We start from the raw sequence: 13,120 nt of genomic DNA, 5'->3' as shown, positions 1-13,120 counted from the left end.
GCCGCCGATCAAATGCCGATGGCGATATTTCTACCCCACGCGCCGCCGGGCGGCGGGAAAAGCCACCCGGCGGCCACCATGTCGCGGGGTCAGCGCATCATATAAGACGGGCCCGGCGTCACGACATAGGTCGAGGTATAAGGCTGGGCCGGCACGTAGACCCGCGGGGCGGGCTGGACGATGGTTGAATTGCGCCCGCCCACGGCGGCGGAATATTGATCCTGGTAGATCACATAGCCGCCATTGCGCAAATAATAGTCCATCTGCTGGGTGCGGATCACGCTGTCATTGACCTGCGTGACGGAATCGTCGGCCGCCGCAAGTCCCGGCAGCGCGACGCTGGCGAGCGCGAGGGCGACGAGGCTGGTGCCGGCTGTGATGATGGTCTTCATGGCATCAAACTCCCGATAGCGGCCCGGATGGGGAAATTTTCATTTTCGGACATATGGTTAGAGGATTCTGCCGGGTCCGCGTGTCTGGTGATGCAACGCCGGCGCCCGCCGCTTGGTTTCATGTGCCGAAGTCTCGGCGGATCATCTCTTTCGGCCGAACGGCTGCTTCGACAATTTCCCTCGCGCGGAAAGCGCGCTACACGCGGCCGGGCGTCGATGGGCCGATGCGGCGTCGAACGGGTGCGGAGAGGCTGATGGGGAGCGAGACGTCGGCGCTGGTGCGCGATCGTTATGCCGCGAAGGTCGCGGCCGAGGAGATCGCGCGAGATCCCGCCCAGTCCGTGATCGTCGACGCATTGGCCCGTCTGGAGCGCGACCTGCGGGCCCGGGGCCTCGCGACCAAATCGTCGGCTCTGGGCTGGCTGTTCCAGCGCCGGGCACCGGAGCCGCCGCGCGGCATCTATATTTACGGCCGGGTCGGCCGCGGCAAGACCATGCTCATGGACCTCTTCTTCGAGGCGGCGCCGGTCAAGGACAAGCGCCGGGCGCACTTCCACGAATTCATGGCCGACGTCCACGAGCGCATCTTCCGCGAACGGGAGGCGCAGAAGAGCGGCGCGCACAAAGTGATGGACCCGCTCCAGCCGGTGGCCGACGACCTCGCGCGGGAGGCCAAGCTCCTGTGCTTCGACGAGTTTCACGTCACCGACATCGCCGATGCCATGATCCTCGGGCGGCTGTTCCAGAAGCTGTTCGCCGACGGCGTGGTGGTGGTCGCGACCTCGAACGTCGCGCCGCGGGATCTTTATGCCGGCGGCCTCAACCGGGCGCTGTTCCTGCCTTTCATCGGCATGATCGAGGCGCGGATGGAGGTGCTGAACCTCGATGCGCGGACCGATTATCGGATGGAGAAACTCGCCGGGCTGCAGGTCTGGTACGCGCCGCTCGGCCCGGAGGCCAAGCTTGCGCTCGATCGCGCCTTTGCGCGCATCGCCGGTCCGGCGGGCGGGCGGCCCACCCAGATCGCCATGAAGGGGCGAATCATTCCGGTTCCGGCGGCGGGCAATGGCGCGGCGCGCTTCAGCTTCGCCGATCTGTGCGAAAAGCCGCTCGGCGCATCGGACTATCTGCGCATCGCCCGCACCTTTCACACTTTGGTCCTGGACGACATCCCGATTCTCGACGCCGACCGTCGCAACGAGGCGAAACGCTTCATCTCGCTGATCGACACGCTCTATGACGGGGCGGTGAAGCTGATCGCCTCCGCCGCGGCCGAGCCGGAGCAGCTCTATCTCGGCACGGACGGGGCCGAGGCCTTCGAGTGGGCGCGCACCGTCTCCCGGTTGCACGAGATGCGCTCGTCGGATTATCTCGGCCGCGCGCACGGTCGGCCCGATTCGACGGCGAGCGGGTCCGCTTCCGGGCTGGTCGAGACCTGAAACGGCTCTGGTCCGCCCGTCGGCCGAGCCGATGCTGCACCGGCGAAGATTCCTTGCGCCGGAGGGCGGCAGCGGCTTGAACCCCTGCCGGGATGGGAGTAGTCAAGCCCCCGGCCGGCCTTGGCTGCACACAGGCGCAGTCGGCACGCGAGGACGTCCTGTATGGCGCGCAACAAGATTGCCTTGATCGGTGCCGGCCAGATCGGCGGCACGCTTGCGTTGCTGGCAGGGCTGAAGGAACTCGGGGACGTGGTGCTGTTCGACGTCGCCGAGGGGATTCCCCAGGGCAAGGCGCTCGATCTGGCGGAACTCTCGCCGGTCGAGGGGTTCGATTCACGTCTCACCGGCGCGAATTCCTATCAGGCGATCGAAGGCGCGGACGTGGTCATCGTCACGGCCGGCGTGCCGCGCAGGCCCGGAATGAGCCGGGACGATCTCCTCTCGGTCAATCTCAAGGTCATGGCGCAGGTCGGGGCGGGGATTTCCAAATATGCCCCCGATGCCTTCGTCATCTGCATCACCAATCCGCTCGATGCGATGGTGTGGGCGCTCCAGAAGGCCTGCGACCTGCCGAAGGAGAAGGTGGTCGGCATGGCCGGAATGCTGGATTCGGCCCGCCTGCGCTATTTCCTGGCGGACGAGTTCAACGTCTCGGTCGAGGATGTGACCGGCTTCGTCATGGGCGGGCACGGCGATACGATGGTGCCGCTGATCCGCTATTCCGCGGTCGCGGGCATTCCCGTGCCGGATCTGATCCGCATGGGCTGGACCACCCAGGAGCGCATCGAGGCGATCGTTCAGCGCACCCGCGAGGGGGGCGCGGAGATCGTCAATCTTCTGAAGACCGGGTCCGCCTTCTACGCGCCGGCGGCCGCCGCCATCGCCATGGCGGACAGCTATCTCAAGGACAAAAAGCGCGTCCTGCCCTGTGCGGCCTATCTTTCGGGCGAATACGGGCTCAAGGACATCTATGTCGGCGTTCCGGTCGTGATCGGAGCGAAGGGCGTCGAGCGGATCGTCGAAATCGATCTGGTCCGCGAGGAAAAAGCGAATTTCGAGAAGTCGGTCGATGCGGTGCGAAGCCTGATCCAGGCCTGCGCCGCGCTCGCGCCGGACCTCGGCAGATAATCCGGCGGCGGCCCTTCCGGCCGTCGCTTTCGTGTCGGCGGAGTGCAGCTTCGCCGGTTTGGCCAGTGGCACGCTCGCGCCTGCGGGGGGCGGGCGGTGTGCAACCCTTGGGGACCAAGCCCGATGAATATCCATGAATACCAGGCGAAAGCCCTGTTGAAGAAGTATGGGGCGCCGGTGTCCCGCGGCGTCGCGGTGTTCTCGCCCGACGAGGCCGAGAAGGCGGCGGCCGAACTCGGCGGGCCGCTCTGGGTCGTGAAGTCCCAGATCCATGCCGGCGGACGCGGCAAGGGCAAGTTCAAGGAAGCCGAAGCCGGCGAAAAGGGCGGCGTGCGCCTCGCCAAGTCGGTCGAAGAGGTGAAGACCTTCGCCGGCCAGATGCTCGGCAACACCCTGGTCACGATCCAGACCGGCCCCGCCGGCAAGCAGGTCAACCGCCTCTATATCGAGGAAGGCTCCGACATCGCGAAGGAGTTCTACCTCTCGCTCCTGGTCGATCGCGAGACCTCGCGCGTCGCCTTCGTCGTGTCCACCGAGGGCGGCATGGACATCGAGGAGGTGGCGCACGCCACCCCCGAGAAGATCCTCACCTTCTCTGTCGATCCGGTCACCGGGGTCCAGGGCTTCCACGGCCGCAAGGTGGCCGCCGCGCTCGGCCTCACCGGCGACCTCGCCAAGCAGGCGAGCAAGCTGACCGACGTGCTCTATTCCGCCTTCACGGCGTCCGACATGGCGATGCTGGAAATCAACCCGCTGATCGTCACCAAGGACAATCGGCTGGTCGTGCTCGACGCCAAGGTGTCGTTCGATTCCAACGCGATGTACCGCCACGCCGACCTCGCCGAGCTGCGCGACGAGAGCGAGGAGGACGCCAAGGAGATCGAGGCGTCCAAATACGACCTCGCTTATATCGCGCTCGACGGCACGATCGGCTGCATGGTGAACGGCGCCGGCCTCGCCATGGCGACGCTGGACATCATCAAGCTCTACGGCGAGAGCCCGGCCAACTTCCTCGACGTCGGCGGCGGCGCCAGCGAAGAGAAGGTCACTGCGGCGTTCAAGATCATCACCGCCGACCCTCAGGTCCAGGGCATCCTGGTCAACATCTTCGGCGGCATCATGAAGTGCGACGTCATCGCGCGCGGCGTGATCGCGGCGGTGAAGACGGTGGGTCTCCAGGTCCCGCTGGTGGTGCGGCTCGAAGGCACCAATGTGGAAGAAGGCAAGAAGATCATCCGCGAGAGCGGATTGAACGTCATTCCTGCCGACGATCTCGACGATGCGGCCCAGAAGATCGTCGCATCCGTGAAGAAGGGAGCCTGAGCGATGTCCGTCCTCATTGATCGCAATACCAAGGTCATCACCCAGGGCTTCACCGGCAAGAACGGCACGTTCCATGCCGAGCAGGCCATCGCCTACGGCACCAAGATGGTCGGCGGCACTTCGCCCGGCAAAGGCGGCACCAGCCATCTCGGCCTGCCGGTGTTCGACACCGTGCTGGAAGCCAAGGAGGCCACCGGCGCCGATGCGAGCGTCATCTATGTTCCGCCGCCGGGGGCGGCCGATGCCATCCTCGAGGCGATCGACGCGGAGATCCCGCTGATCGTCTGCATCACCGAGGGCATCCCGGTGATGGACATGGTGAAGGTCAAGCGGGCGCTCTCCGGCTCCAAGTCGCGCCTCATCGGCCCGAACTGCCCGGGCGTCGTGACCGCCGGCGAGTGCAAGATCGGCATCATGCCGGCCAACATCTTCAAGAAGGGTTCGGTCGGCATCGTCTCGCGTTCCGGCACCCTGACCTATGAGGCGGTGTTCCAGACCTCGCAGGAAGGACTGGGGCAGACCTCGGCGGTCGGCATCGGCGGCGATCCGGTCAAGGGCACCGAATTCATCGACGTGCTGGAGATGTTCCTGGCCGACGAGGCCACCACCTCCATCGTCATGATCGGCGAGATCGGCGGCTCGGCGGAAGAAGACGCCGCGCAATTCCTGATGGACGAGGCCAAGCGCGGCCGCAAGAAGCCGATGGTCGGCTTTATCGCCGGTCGCACGGCCCCTCCCGGACGCCGCATGGGCCATGCCGGCGCCATCATCTCCGGCGGCAAAGGCGGCGCCGAGGACAAGATCTCCGCGATGGAAGCGGCCGGCATCCGGGTGTCGCCCTCGCCGGCCCGCCTCGGCAAGACCCTCGTGGAAGTGCTGAAGGGCTGAGCTGTCGTTCCCGGGGGGCCCGCGCGGCCCCCCGTCGACGGCCTCCGATCCGCACCGCGCGTCCGCCCGCTCGGTGCCGGCGTCTGCCGATCCGGTCTGATGCCGCCACCTCGGCGCTCTTCCCCGCAGTGCAGACGGAACGGCCGTCGCCGGACGTGCCGCGCCCCGTTCGGGGGAATCCGAGCGGGAACCCGGGAATGTCGCCGGATGCGGATTTCTTTCCCGGCAGACACCAGCGGGTCAAATTTCCTCCCTAAGACAAGCTCGCTGCGCAATGCAGCCCTGACATGTTCGAAAGCCGCGCGAAGGGGGGTTCGTCTCGAGCGCGAGCGGGTCTATGTATCTGGTAGGCGGTCGTCGGCGCGGTGGAACTGCGGCCGAACGGTGCCGGGGCGCTTCCGCAACCTGCGGCCGCGCTTCAGATTCATGACGAATGGCGGCTTTTGGGCTTGGTTTTGGGCGCAACTTGCGCTTCTAAATGCTTCGGCTCCGAAGCCATCCGGGATGGAACCCATGTCTCGCGCGGAACAGAACGACCTCTTTCTCTCCACCTCCTTCCTTTACGGAGGTAATGCTCAGTGGATAGAGGATCTCTATGCCCGCTATGAAGCCGATCCGCAGTCGGTAGATCCGCAATGGCGCAGCTTCTTCGCCGCGCTCGCCGAAGACCCCGCGCAGGTCGTTCAGAACGCCCGTGGCGCGTCGTGGAAGAAGCCGCATTGGCCGGTTTTGGCGAACGGCGATCTGGTCTCGGCCCTCGACGGCAATTGGGCCGAGGTCGAGAAGGTTGTCGGCGAAAAGGTCAAGGCCAAGGCCGAGAGCAAGGGCGAAGCGCCCCTGTCGGCCACCGAGGTCCAGCAGGCGACGCGGGATTCGGTCAAGGCGCTGATGATGATCCGCGCCTATCGCATGCGCGGCCATCTCCACGCCGATCTCGATCCGCTGAAGCTCACGCCGCCGCGCGAAGCGCCGGAACTCGATCCGGTGAGCTATGGCTTCTACGAGGCCGATCTCGACCGCAAGATCTTCATCGACCACGTCCTCGGCCTGGAATTCGCGACCGTCCGCGAGATGGTGGCGATCCTGCGCCGTACCTATTGCCGCACCATCGGCGTCGAGTTCATGCACATCTCCTCGCCCGAGGAGAAGGCCTGGATTCAGGAGCGCATCGAGGGGCCGGACAAGGAAGTGACCTTCACCCGCGAGGGCAAGCGCGCGATCTTGAACAAGCTGGTGGAGGCCGAGGGCTTCGAGAAGTTCCTCGACGTCAAATATACCGGCACCAAGCGGTTCGGCCTCGACGGCGCGGAGAGCCTGATCCCGGCGCTGGAGCAGATCATCAAGCGCGGCGGCAATCTCGGCGTCCAGGATATCGTGTTCGGCATGGCGCATCGCGGCCGGCTGAACGTGCTGACCCAGGTGATGGGCAAGCCGCATCGCGCGCTGTTCCATGAATTCAAGGGCGGGTCCTGGGCGCCCGACGAGGTCGAGGGCTCGGGCGACGTGAAGTACCATCTCGGTGCGTCGTCCGACCGCGAGTTCGACAACAACAAGGTGCACATCTCGCTGACCGCGAACCCCTCGCATCTCGAGATCGTCGATCCGGTGGTGCTCGGCAAGGCCCGCGCCAAGCAGGACCAGCTGGAGGATGGCGAGCGCGTCAAGGTGATGCCGCTCCTGATCCACGGCGACGCCGCCTTCGCCGGCCAAGGCGTGGTGGCCGAATGCCTGGGCCTGTCCGGGCTGAAGGGCCATCGCACCGGCGGCTCGCTGCATTTCATCATCAACAATCAGATCGGCTTCACCACCAATCCGCGCTATTCGCGTTCCTCGCCCTATCCGTCCGACGTGGCGAAGATGATCGAGGCGCCGATCTTCCACGTGAACGGCGACGATCCCGAAGCGGTGACCTTCTGCGCCAAGGTGGCGACGGAGTTCCGGCAGCGGTTCCACAAGCCGGTCGTCATCGACATGTTCTGCTACCGGCGGTTCGGACACAATGAGGGCGACGAGCCGTCCTTCACCCAGCCGCATATGTACAAGGTGATCCGCAGCCACCCGACCACCCTCGAAATCTACTCCCGGAAGCTGGAGCAGGAGGGGGCGATCGAGCCGGGCGAGATCGACAAGATGCGCGGCGCCTGGCGCGATCGGCTCGAAGGCGAGTACGAGGCCGGCCAGTCCTACAAGCCCAACAAGGCCGACTGGCTGGATGGGCGCTGGTCCGGTTTCCGGGCCACCCACGAGGAGGAGGAAGCGCGCCGCGGCGATACCGGCGTGCGCATCGACCTGCTCAAGATGATCGGCGAGAAGATCACCAGCGTTCCGGAGGGCTTCCAGCCCCACCGGACGATCCAGCGTTTCCTGGACAATCGCCGCAAGGCGATCGAGGACGGCGCGGGGATCGACTGGTCGACGGGCGAGGCGCTCGCCTTCTGCTCGCTGCTGACCGACGGCCATCCGGTGCGCCTGTCCGGCCAGGACGTGGAACGCGGCACCTTCTCGCAGCGCCATTCGGTGCTGACCGACCAGGAAACAGAGGCGCGTTACGAGCCGTTCAATCACCTGGCCGAGACCCAGGCCCATTACGAGGTCATCAATTCGATGCTCTCGGAAGAGGCGGTGCTCGGCTTCGAATACGGCTACACCCTCTCCGAGCCCAACACCCTGGTGCTGTGGGAGGCCCAGTTCGGCGACTTCGCCAATGGCGCGCAGGTGCTGTTCGACCAGTTCATTTCCTCTGGCGAACGCAAGTGGCTGCGCATGTCCGGCCTCGTCTGCCTGCTGCCGCACGGCTATGAAGGGCAGGGGCCGGAGCATTCCTCCGCCCGCCTCGAGCGCTATCTCCAGATGTGCGCCGAGGACAATATGCAGGTAGCCAATTGCTCGACCCCGGCGAACTATTTCCACATCCTGCGCCGGCAGATGAAGCGCGAGTTCCGCAAGCCGCTGATTCTGATGACGCCGAAGTCGCTGCTGCGCCACAAGCGGGCCGTCTCGCGTCTTGAAGAGATGGGGCCGGGCACCTCGTTCCACCGCCTTCTGTGGGACGATGCCGAGCGTGCCGCCGAGGGCGTCAAGCTGGTGCCGGACGACAAGATCCGCCGCGTCGTGATGTGTTCGGGCAAGGTCTATTTCGACCTGTTCGAGGAGCGCGAGAAGCGTGGCGTCACCGACGTCTATCTGCTGCGCGTCGAGCAATTGTTCCCGTTCCCGCTCAAGAGCCTGATCCAGCAGCTTTCGCGCTTCAAGGGCGCGGAGATGGTCTGGTGCCAGGAGGAGCCGAAGAACCAGGGTGCCTGGGCCTTCGTGCAGCCTTACATCGAGTGGGTGCTGGAAAATATCGGTGCCGCCAGCAAGCGCCCCCGCTATGCCGGCCGTCCGGCCTCGGCGGCCACCGCCACGGGCCTGATGTCGAAGCATCTCGCCCAGTTGAAGACCTTCCTGGAGGAGGCGCTCGGCTGAGCGCCCTCTCCCCCCGCCCGTCCGCCCCTCTGAACGAACGAAAGAAGAGTTCCTATGGCCACCGAGATCCGCGTTCCCACGCTCGGGGAATCCGTGACGGAAGCGACAATCGGCAAGTGGTTCAAGAAGCCCGGCGACGCCGTCAAGGCCGACGAGCCGATTGTGGAGCTTGAGACCGACAAGGTGACCGTCGAGGTTCCCGCGCCCGCCGCCGGAATCCTCTCGGAAATCATCGCCAAGGACGGCGATACGGTCGGCGTCGGCGCGCTTCTGGGCTCGATCGGCGCGGGTGCGGCCGGGTCTGCCGCCCCCGCCAAGGCGGACGCCCCCAAGGCCGAGGCCGCCAAGCCTGCGCCCGCGAAGGAAGAGCCGAAGGCCGAGGCGCCCAAGGCCGCCCCGGCATCTGCTTCCGCCCCGGCGCCTGCCGCCGCTTCGGCGGATAACGGCCCGGCCGTCGCGCGCATCGCCGCGGAGACCGGCATTGCCCCCGGTTCGGTCGAGGGCTCGGGCAAGGACGGTCGCGTCACCAAGGGCGACATGCTGGCCGCCGTCGCCGCGGTCGAGAAGGCACCGGCCGCCCCGGCTCCCGCCCCCGCCGCGGCGCGTGCGCCCGCGTCGGCCGAGGATGCCGTCCGCGAGGAGCGGGTGAAGATGACCAAGCTGCGCCAGACCATTGCGCGGCGCCTGAAGGATGCGCAGAACACTGCGGCGATGCTGACCACGTTCAACGACGTGGACATGACCGGCGTGATGGCGTTGCGCGCGCAGTTCAAGGATGCGTTCGAGAAGAAGCACGGCACGAAGCTCGGCTTCATGGGCTTCTTTACCAAGGCGGTCATCCAGGCCCTGAAGGACATCCCGGCGGTCAACGCCGAGATCGACGGGACCGACCTCGTCTACAAGAACTTCTACAATATCGGCATCGCGGTCGGCACCGAGAAGGGCCTCGTGGTTCCGGTGGTGCGCGATGCGGACCAGATGACGGTGGCGGAGATCGAGAAGGCCATTTCCGCTTTTGGCCGCAAGGCGCGGGACGGCAAGCTCGGCATCGAGGACATGCAGGGCGGCACCTTCACCATCACCAATGGCGGCATCTACGGCTCGCTGATGTCGACGCCGATCCTGAACGCGCCGCAGTCCGGCATTCTCGGCATGCACCGCATCGAGGAGCGTCCCGTCGCGATCAAGGGCCAGGTGGTGATCCGGCCCATGATGTATCTCGCGCTCTCCTACGACCACCGGATCGTCGACGGCCGCGAAGCCGTCACCTTCCTGGTGCGGGTGAAGGAGACGCTGGAGGATCCGGCGCGGCTCGTCCTCGATCTGTGAGTTCGCTTTCTTCCGCCGTCATGCCCGGGCGCGGCCCGGGCATCTCCGCAATGTCGCGGGCGCGGATGGCCGGGACGGTCCGGCCGTGACGGCCTGACCGGAGTTTTCCCATGTCCTACGATCTCGTCGTCATCGGCACCGGCCCCGGCGGCTATGTGTGCGCCATCCGGGCGTCCCAACTCGGCCTCAAGGTGGCCGTGGTGGAGAAGCGCGCCACCCATGGCGGCACCTGCCTCAATGTCGGCTGCATCCCCTCGAAGGCCTTGCTGCACGCCTCGCACCTGTTCGAGGAGGCGAGCCACACCTTCCCGTCGATGGGCATCTCGGTCTCCGCCCCCAAGCTCGAGCACAAGGCGCTGCTCGCGTTCAAGGACAAGGCGGTGGAAGGCAACACCAAGGGCGTCGAGTTCCTGTTGAAGAAGAACAAGGTGGACGTGCATTTCGGCACCGGCCGCATCGTCGCCGCCGGCAAGGTCGAGGTGACCGCCGGGGACGGGACGAAGAAAGAGATCGAGACCAAGAATATCGTCATCGCCACCGGCTCCGACGTGGCGCAGCTTCCCGGCGTCACGATCGACGAGGAGAAGGTCGTCTCCTCGACCGGCGCGCTGGTTCTGCCCAAGGTGCCGGGCAAGATGGTCGTCGTCGGCGCGGGCGTGATCGGGCTGGAGCTCGGCTCGGTCTGGCGCCGCCTCGGCGCGGCGGTGACGGTGGTGGAATTCCTCGACCGCATCCTGCCGGGCATGGATGGCGAAGTGGCGAAGGGGTTCCAGCGCATCCTCGAAAAGCAGGGCGTGGCGTTCAAGCTCGGCACCAAGGTGACCGGTGTCGACACCAAGGGCGCGGGCGTGACGGTCACGGTGGAGCCGGCCGCCGGCGGAACCGCGGAGACCATCGCGGCGGATGTCGTGCTCGTGGCGATCGGCCGCGTCGCCTATACCCAGGGGCTCGGCCTCGCCGAGATCGGCGTCGAGACCGACAAGCGCGGCCGGGTCGTGATCGATCCGCACTTCAAGACCAACGTCCCGGGCATCTATGCCATCGGCGACGTGGTGGCCGGCCCGATGCTCGCGCACAAGGCCGAGGAAGAGGGTGTCGCCGTGGCCGAGCTGCTCGCCGGCAAAGCGGGACACGTGAATTACGGCATCATTCCCGGCGTGGTCTACACCTTCCCGGAGGTGGCTTCGGTGGGCAAGACCGAGGACGAGCTGAAGGCCGAGGGCGTCGCTTATACGGTCGGAAAATTCCCCTTCCTCGCCAATGGCCGCGCCAAGGCGAATGCCGAGACCGACGGCTTTGTGAAGATCCTGGCCGATGCCGCCACCGACAAGGTGCTGGGCGCCCATATTATCGGCGTCGAGGCCGGCGAAATGATCCACGAATGCGCCGTGCTGATGGAGTTCGGCGGCTCCTCGGAGGATCTCGCCCGCACCTGCCACGCCCACCCGACCCGCTCCGAAGCGGTGAAGGAAGCCGCCATGGCGGTGGAGAAGCGCGCCATCCATATGTGACGCGTCCGCCCGCCCGACGGATCGCGGGTCCATCTCGGTCGGCGCGGATGTCATTCGCGCCGATTGCGCCCTAGATTGTCCTTATGTCGTCTCCGCCCGTCCGGCCGGCCGCCCCCGCCTGGGCGCGCCCGATCCTGGTTCTGCTCGCCGTCCTGTTCCTCGTGGAGGCGTGGCTGTGGCGGCATCTCGGGCCGCTGGTCCGGCGCTGTGCTGACCTCATCCCCTTCGCGCGTCTGAAGGCGCTGGCGGCCCGTTGGGTCGAACGCTTGCCGCCTTATGCGGCGCTTGCCGTGTTCCTCATTCCCCTGCTGGTGGTGGAGCCGCTGAACGGGGTCGCCCTGTGGGCCTTTGCGCACCGCGAATGGAGCGCGGGCGTCGCCTGCCTCGTGGCCGAGAAACTGCTCGGCGTCGGCCTGATGGCCTTCCTGTATGACGTCTGCGCGCGCCAATTGCGCTCGATCGGCTGGTTCGCCGCGATGGTGGACTTCTTTTTTCACCTCAAGGCCTGGGCCGAAGCGGAGGTTGCGCCGCTGAAGGCGCGGATCCGTGAGGCCGTGCGCCGGATCGCCGGGGGAGGCGGGTTCCTCGCCCGCATCGCCGCGTTGCGCCGCCGGATCTTCTCCCGCTTCTGATCACGCCCGGGGATGCGCGGCCTTGTAGGCGCGCATCAAAGCAGTGTCGTCGAGCGCGGTATAGATCTGGGTCGTGGACAGCGACGCGTGGCCGAGCAATTCCTGGATCGCCCGCAGATCGCCGCCCTGCGCGAGAAGATGGGTCGCGAAGGAGTGCCGCAAAGCGTGCGGCGTCGCGCTGTCGGGCAGGCCGAGCGCACCGCGCATCCGCTCCACGGCGAGCTGGACGATGCGCGGGGAGAGCGGACCACCTCTCGCGCCGCGAAACAGGGGGCGATCCGGCGGCAGGTCGTACGGGCAGAGCGCGACATAGTCGGCAATCGCCGCAGAGACCGGCGCGATCAGCGGCACCATGCGCGTCTTCTGACCCTTTCCGATCACCGTGATCCGGCCTTCGGCGCCGGCCTTCGGGATTTGCTTCGGCGTCAGGCCGAGGGCTTCGGAGATGCGCAGTCCGGCGCCGTAGAGCAGCGCGATCACCGCCGCGTCGCGGGCGAGGATCCAGGGTTCGCGGGCCTCTCCCGCGCGGGTCTCGGGATCGGCGAGCGCCAGCGCATCCGCGACCGTGACCGGCTTCGGCAGACCTTTGGGCACCTTTGGGGCGTGGATCGCGGCGAGCGGCCCGACGCGGCCGAGCCCTTCCCGTTCGAGATGGCGGGCGAAGGAGCGGGCGGCCGCGAGGAGGCGGACCAGGCTGCGGGGGGCGGCGCCGGCATTGCGGCGCACCGCCAATACGGCGCGCACGTCCGCGGGCGCGAGCGTCGCAAGTTCCGCGAGGCGCGGCCGGCCGCCCAGATGCGCCGCGAGGATCTGCATCACCTGGCCCAGGTCGCGGGCATAGGCTTCCCGGGTCTTGGCCGACAGGCGCCGCTCATGCGCGAGACGCGCAAGCCAGGCCTCCGCCGCCTGTGCCGTGTCGGGCGCGCAGGCGGACAGCAGCGCGCCACAGGCGCGGCGGGCCTTGTCCTCGTCCGTCATCGCCATGGGCGGGCCTCCGTTCGGGAACAGCGTGC

At 66.8% G+C, this 13,120-nt stretch carries 10 protein-coding genes; 8 read left to right on the top strand and 2 right to left on the bottom strand.

Annotation, left to right across the window (positions count from 1 at the left end):
- Positions 1–89 precede the first annotated feature (89 nt).
- Complete coding sequence (locus EDC64_RS03830; protein ID WP_132029876.1) at positions 90–392, bottom strand: hypothetical protein; 303 nt, start codon at positions 390–392, stop codon at positions 90–92.
- A gap of 254 nt (positions 393–646) precedes the next feature.
- Between EDC64_RS03830 and zapE the strand changes: the two genes are divergently transcribed.
- From zapE to EDC64_RS03790, 8 genes are all read left to right on the top strand, one after another.
- Positions 647–1,831: a cell division protein ZapE gene (zapE, locus tag EDC64_RS03825; RefSeq protein WP_132029875.1), complete on the top strand. Its 1,185-nt coding sequence runs from the start codon at positions 647–649 to the stop codon at positions 1,829–1,831.
- Between the two features lie 162 nt (positions 1,832–1,993).
- Entirely contained in the window at positions 1,994–2,959 is a 966-nt protein-coding gene (mdh, locus tag EDC64_RS03820) for a malate dehydrogenase (protein ID WP_132029874.1), read from the top strand.
- Positions 2,960–3,082: 123 nt separating this feature from the next.
- Positions 3,083–4,282, top strand: a complete 1,200-nt coding sequence (sucC, locus tag EDC64_RS03815; RefSeq protein ID WP_132029873.1) for an ADP-forming succinate--CoA ligase subunit beta — start codon at positions 3,083–3,085, stop codon at positions 4,280–4,282.
- Positions 4,283–4,285: 3 nt separating this feature from the next.
- Positions 4,286–5,170, top strand: a complete 885-nt coding sequence (gene sucD, locus EDC64_RS03810; protein WP_132029872.1) for a succinate--CoA ligase subunit alpha — start codon at positions 4,286–4,288, stop codon at positions 5,168–5,170.
- Between the two features lie 513 nt (positions 5,171–5,683).
- Entirely contained in the window at positions 5,684–8,635 is a 2,952-nt protein-coding gene (locus EDC64_RS03805; protein WP_132029871.1) for a 2-oxoglutarate dehydrogenase E1 component, read from the top strand.
- 54 nt (positions 8,636–8,689) lie between these two features.
- Positions 8,690–9,964 carry a 2-oxoglutarate dehydrogenase complex dihydrolipoyllysine-residue succinyltransferase gene (gene odhB, locus EDC64_RS03800; RefSeq protein WP_132029870.1) on the top strand — a complete coding sequence of 425 codons (1,275 nt, stop codon included), beginning with the start codon at positions 8,690–8,692 and terminating at the stop codon, positions 9,962–9,964.
- Between the two features lie 110 nt (positions 9,965–10,074).
- A complete protein-coding gene (gene lpdA / locus EDC64_RS03795; RefSeq protein WP_132029869.1) occupies positions 10,075–11,475 on the top strand; it encodes a dihydrolipoyl dehydrogenase in 1,401 nt (466 codons plus the stop codon).
- An 83-nt stretch (positions 11,476–11,558) separates the two neighbouring features.
- Positions 11,559–12,107 (top strand): hypothetical protein, encoded by a 549-nt coding sequence (locus EDC64_RS03790; RefSeq protein WP_132029868.1) that lies wholly within the window; start codon positions 11,559–11,561, stop codon positions 12,105–12,107.
- On the opposite strand, the gene EDC64_RS03785 is transcribed toward EDC64_RS03790, so the two are convergent.
- Positions 12,108–13,091 (bottom strand): tyrosine recombinase XerC, encoded by a 984-nt coding sequence (locus EDC64_RS03785; RefSeq protein ID WP_132029867.1) that lies wholly within the window; start codon positions 13,089–13,091, stop codon positions 12,108–12,110.
- Between the last annotated feature and the right edge of the window lie 29 nt (positions 13,092–13,120).

The organism is Aquabacter spiritensis, assembly GCF_004346185.1.
GTDB lineage: Bacteria > Pseudomonadota > Alphaproteobacteria > Rhizobiales > Xanthobacteraceae > Aquabacter > Aquabacter spiritensis.
The sequence above is the reverse complement of the archived record's forward strand: the minus strand, read 5'-3'. Positions and strand labels throughout refer to the sequence as shown.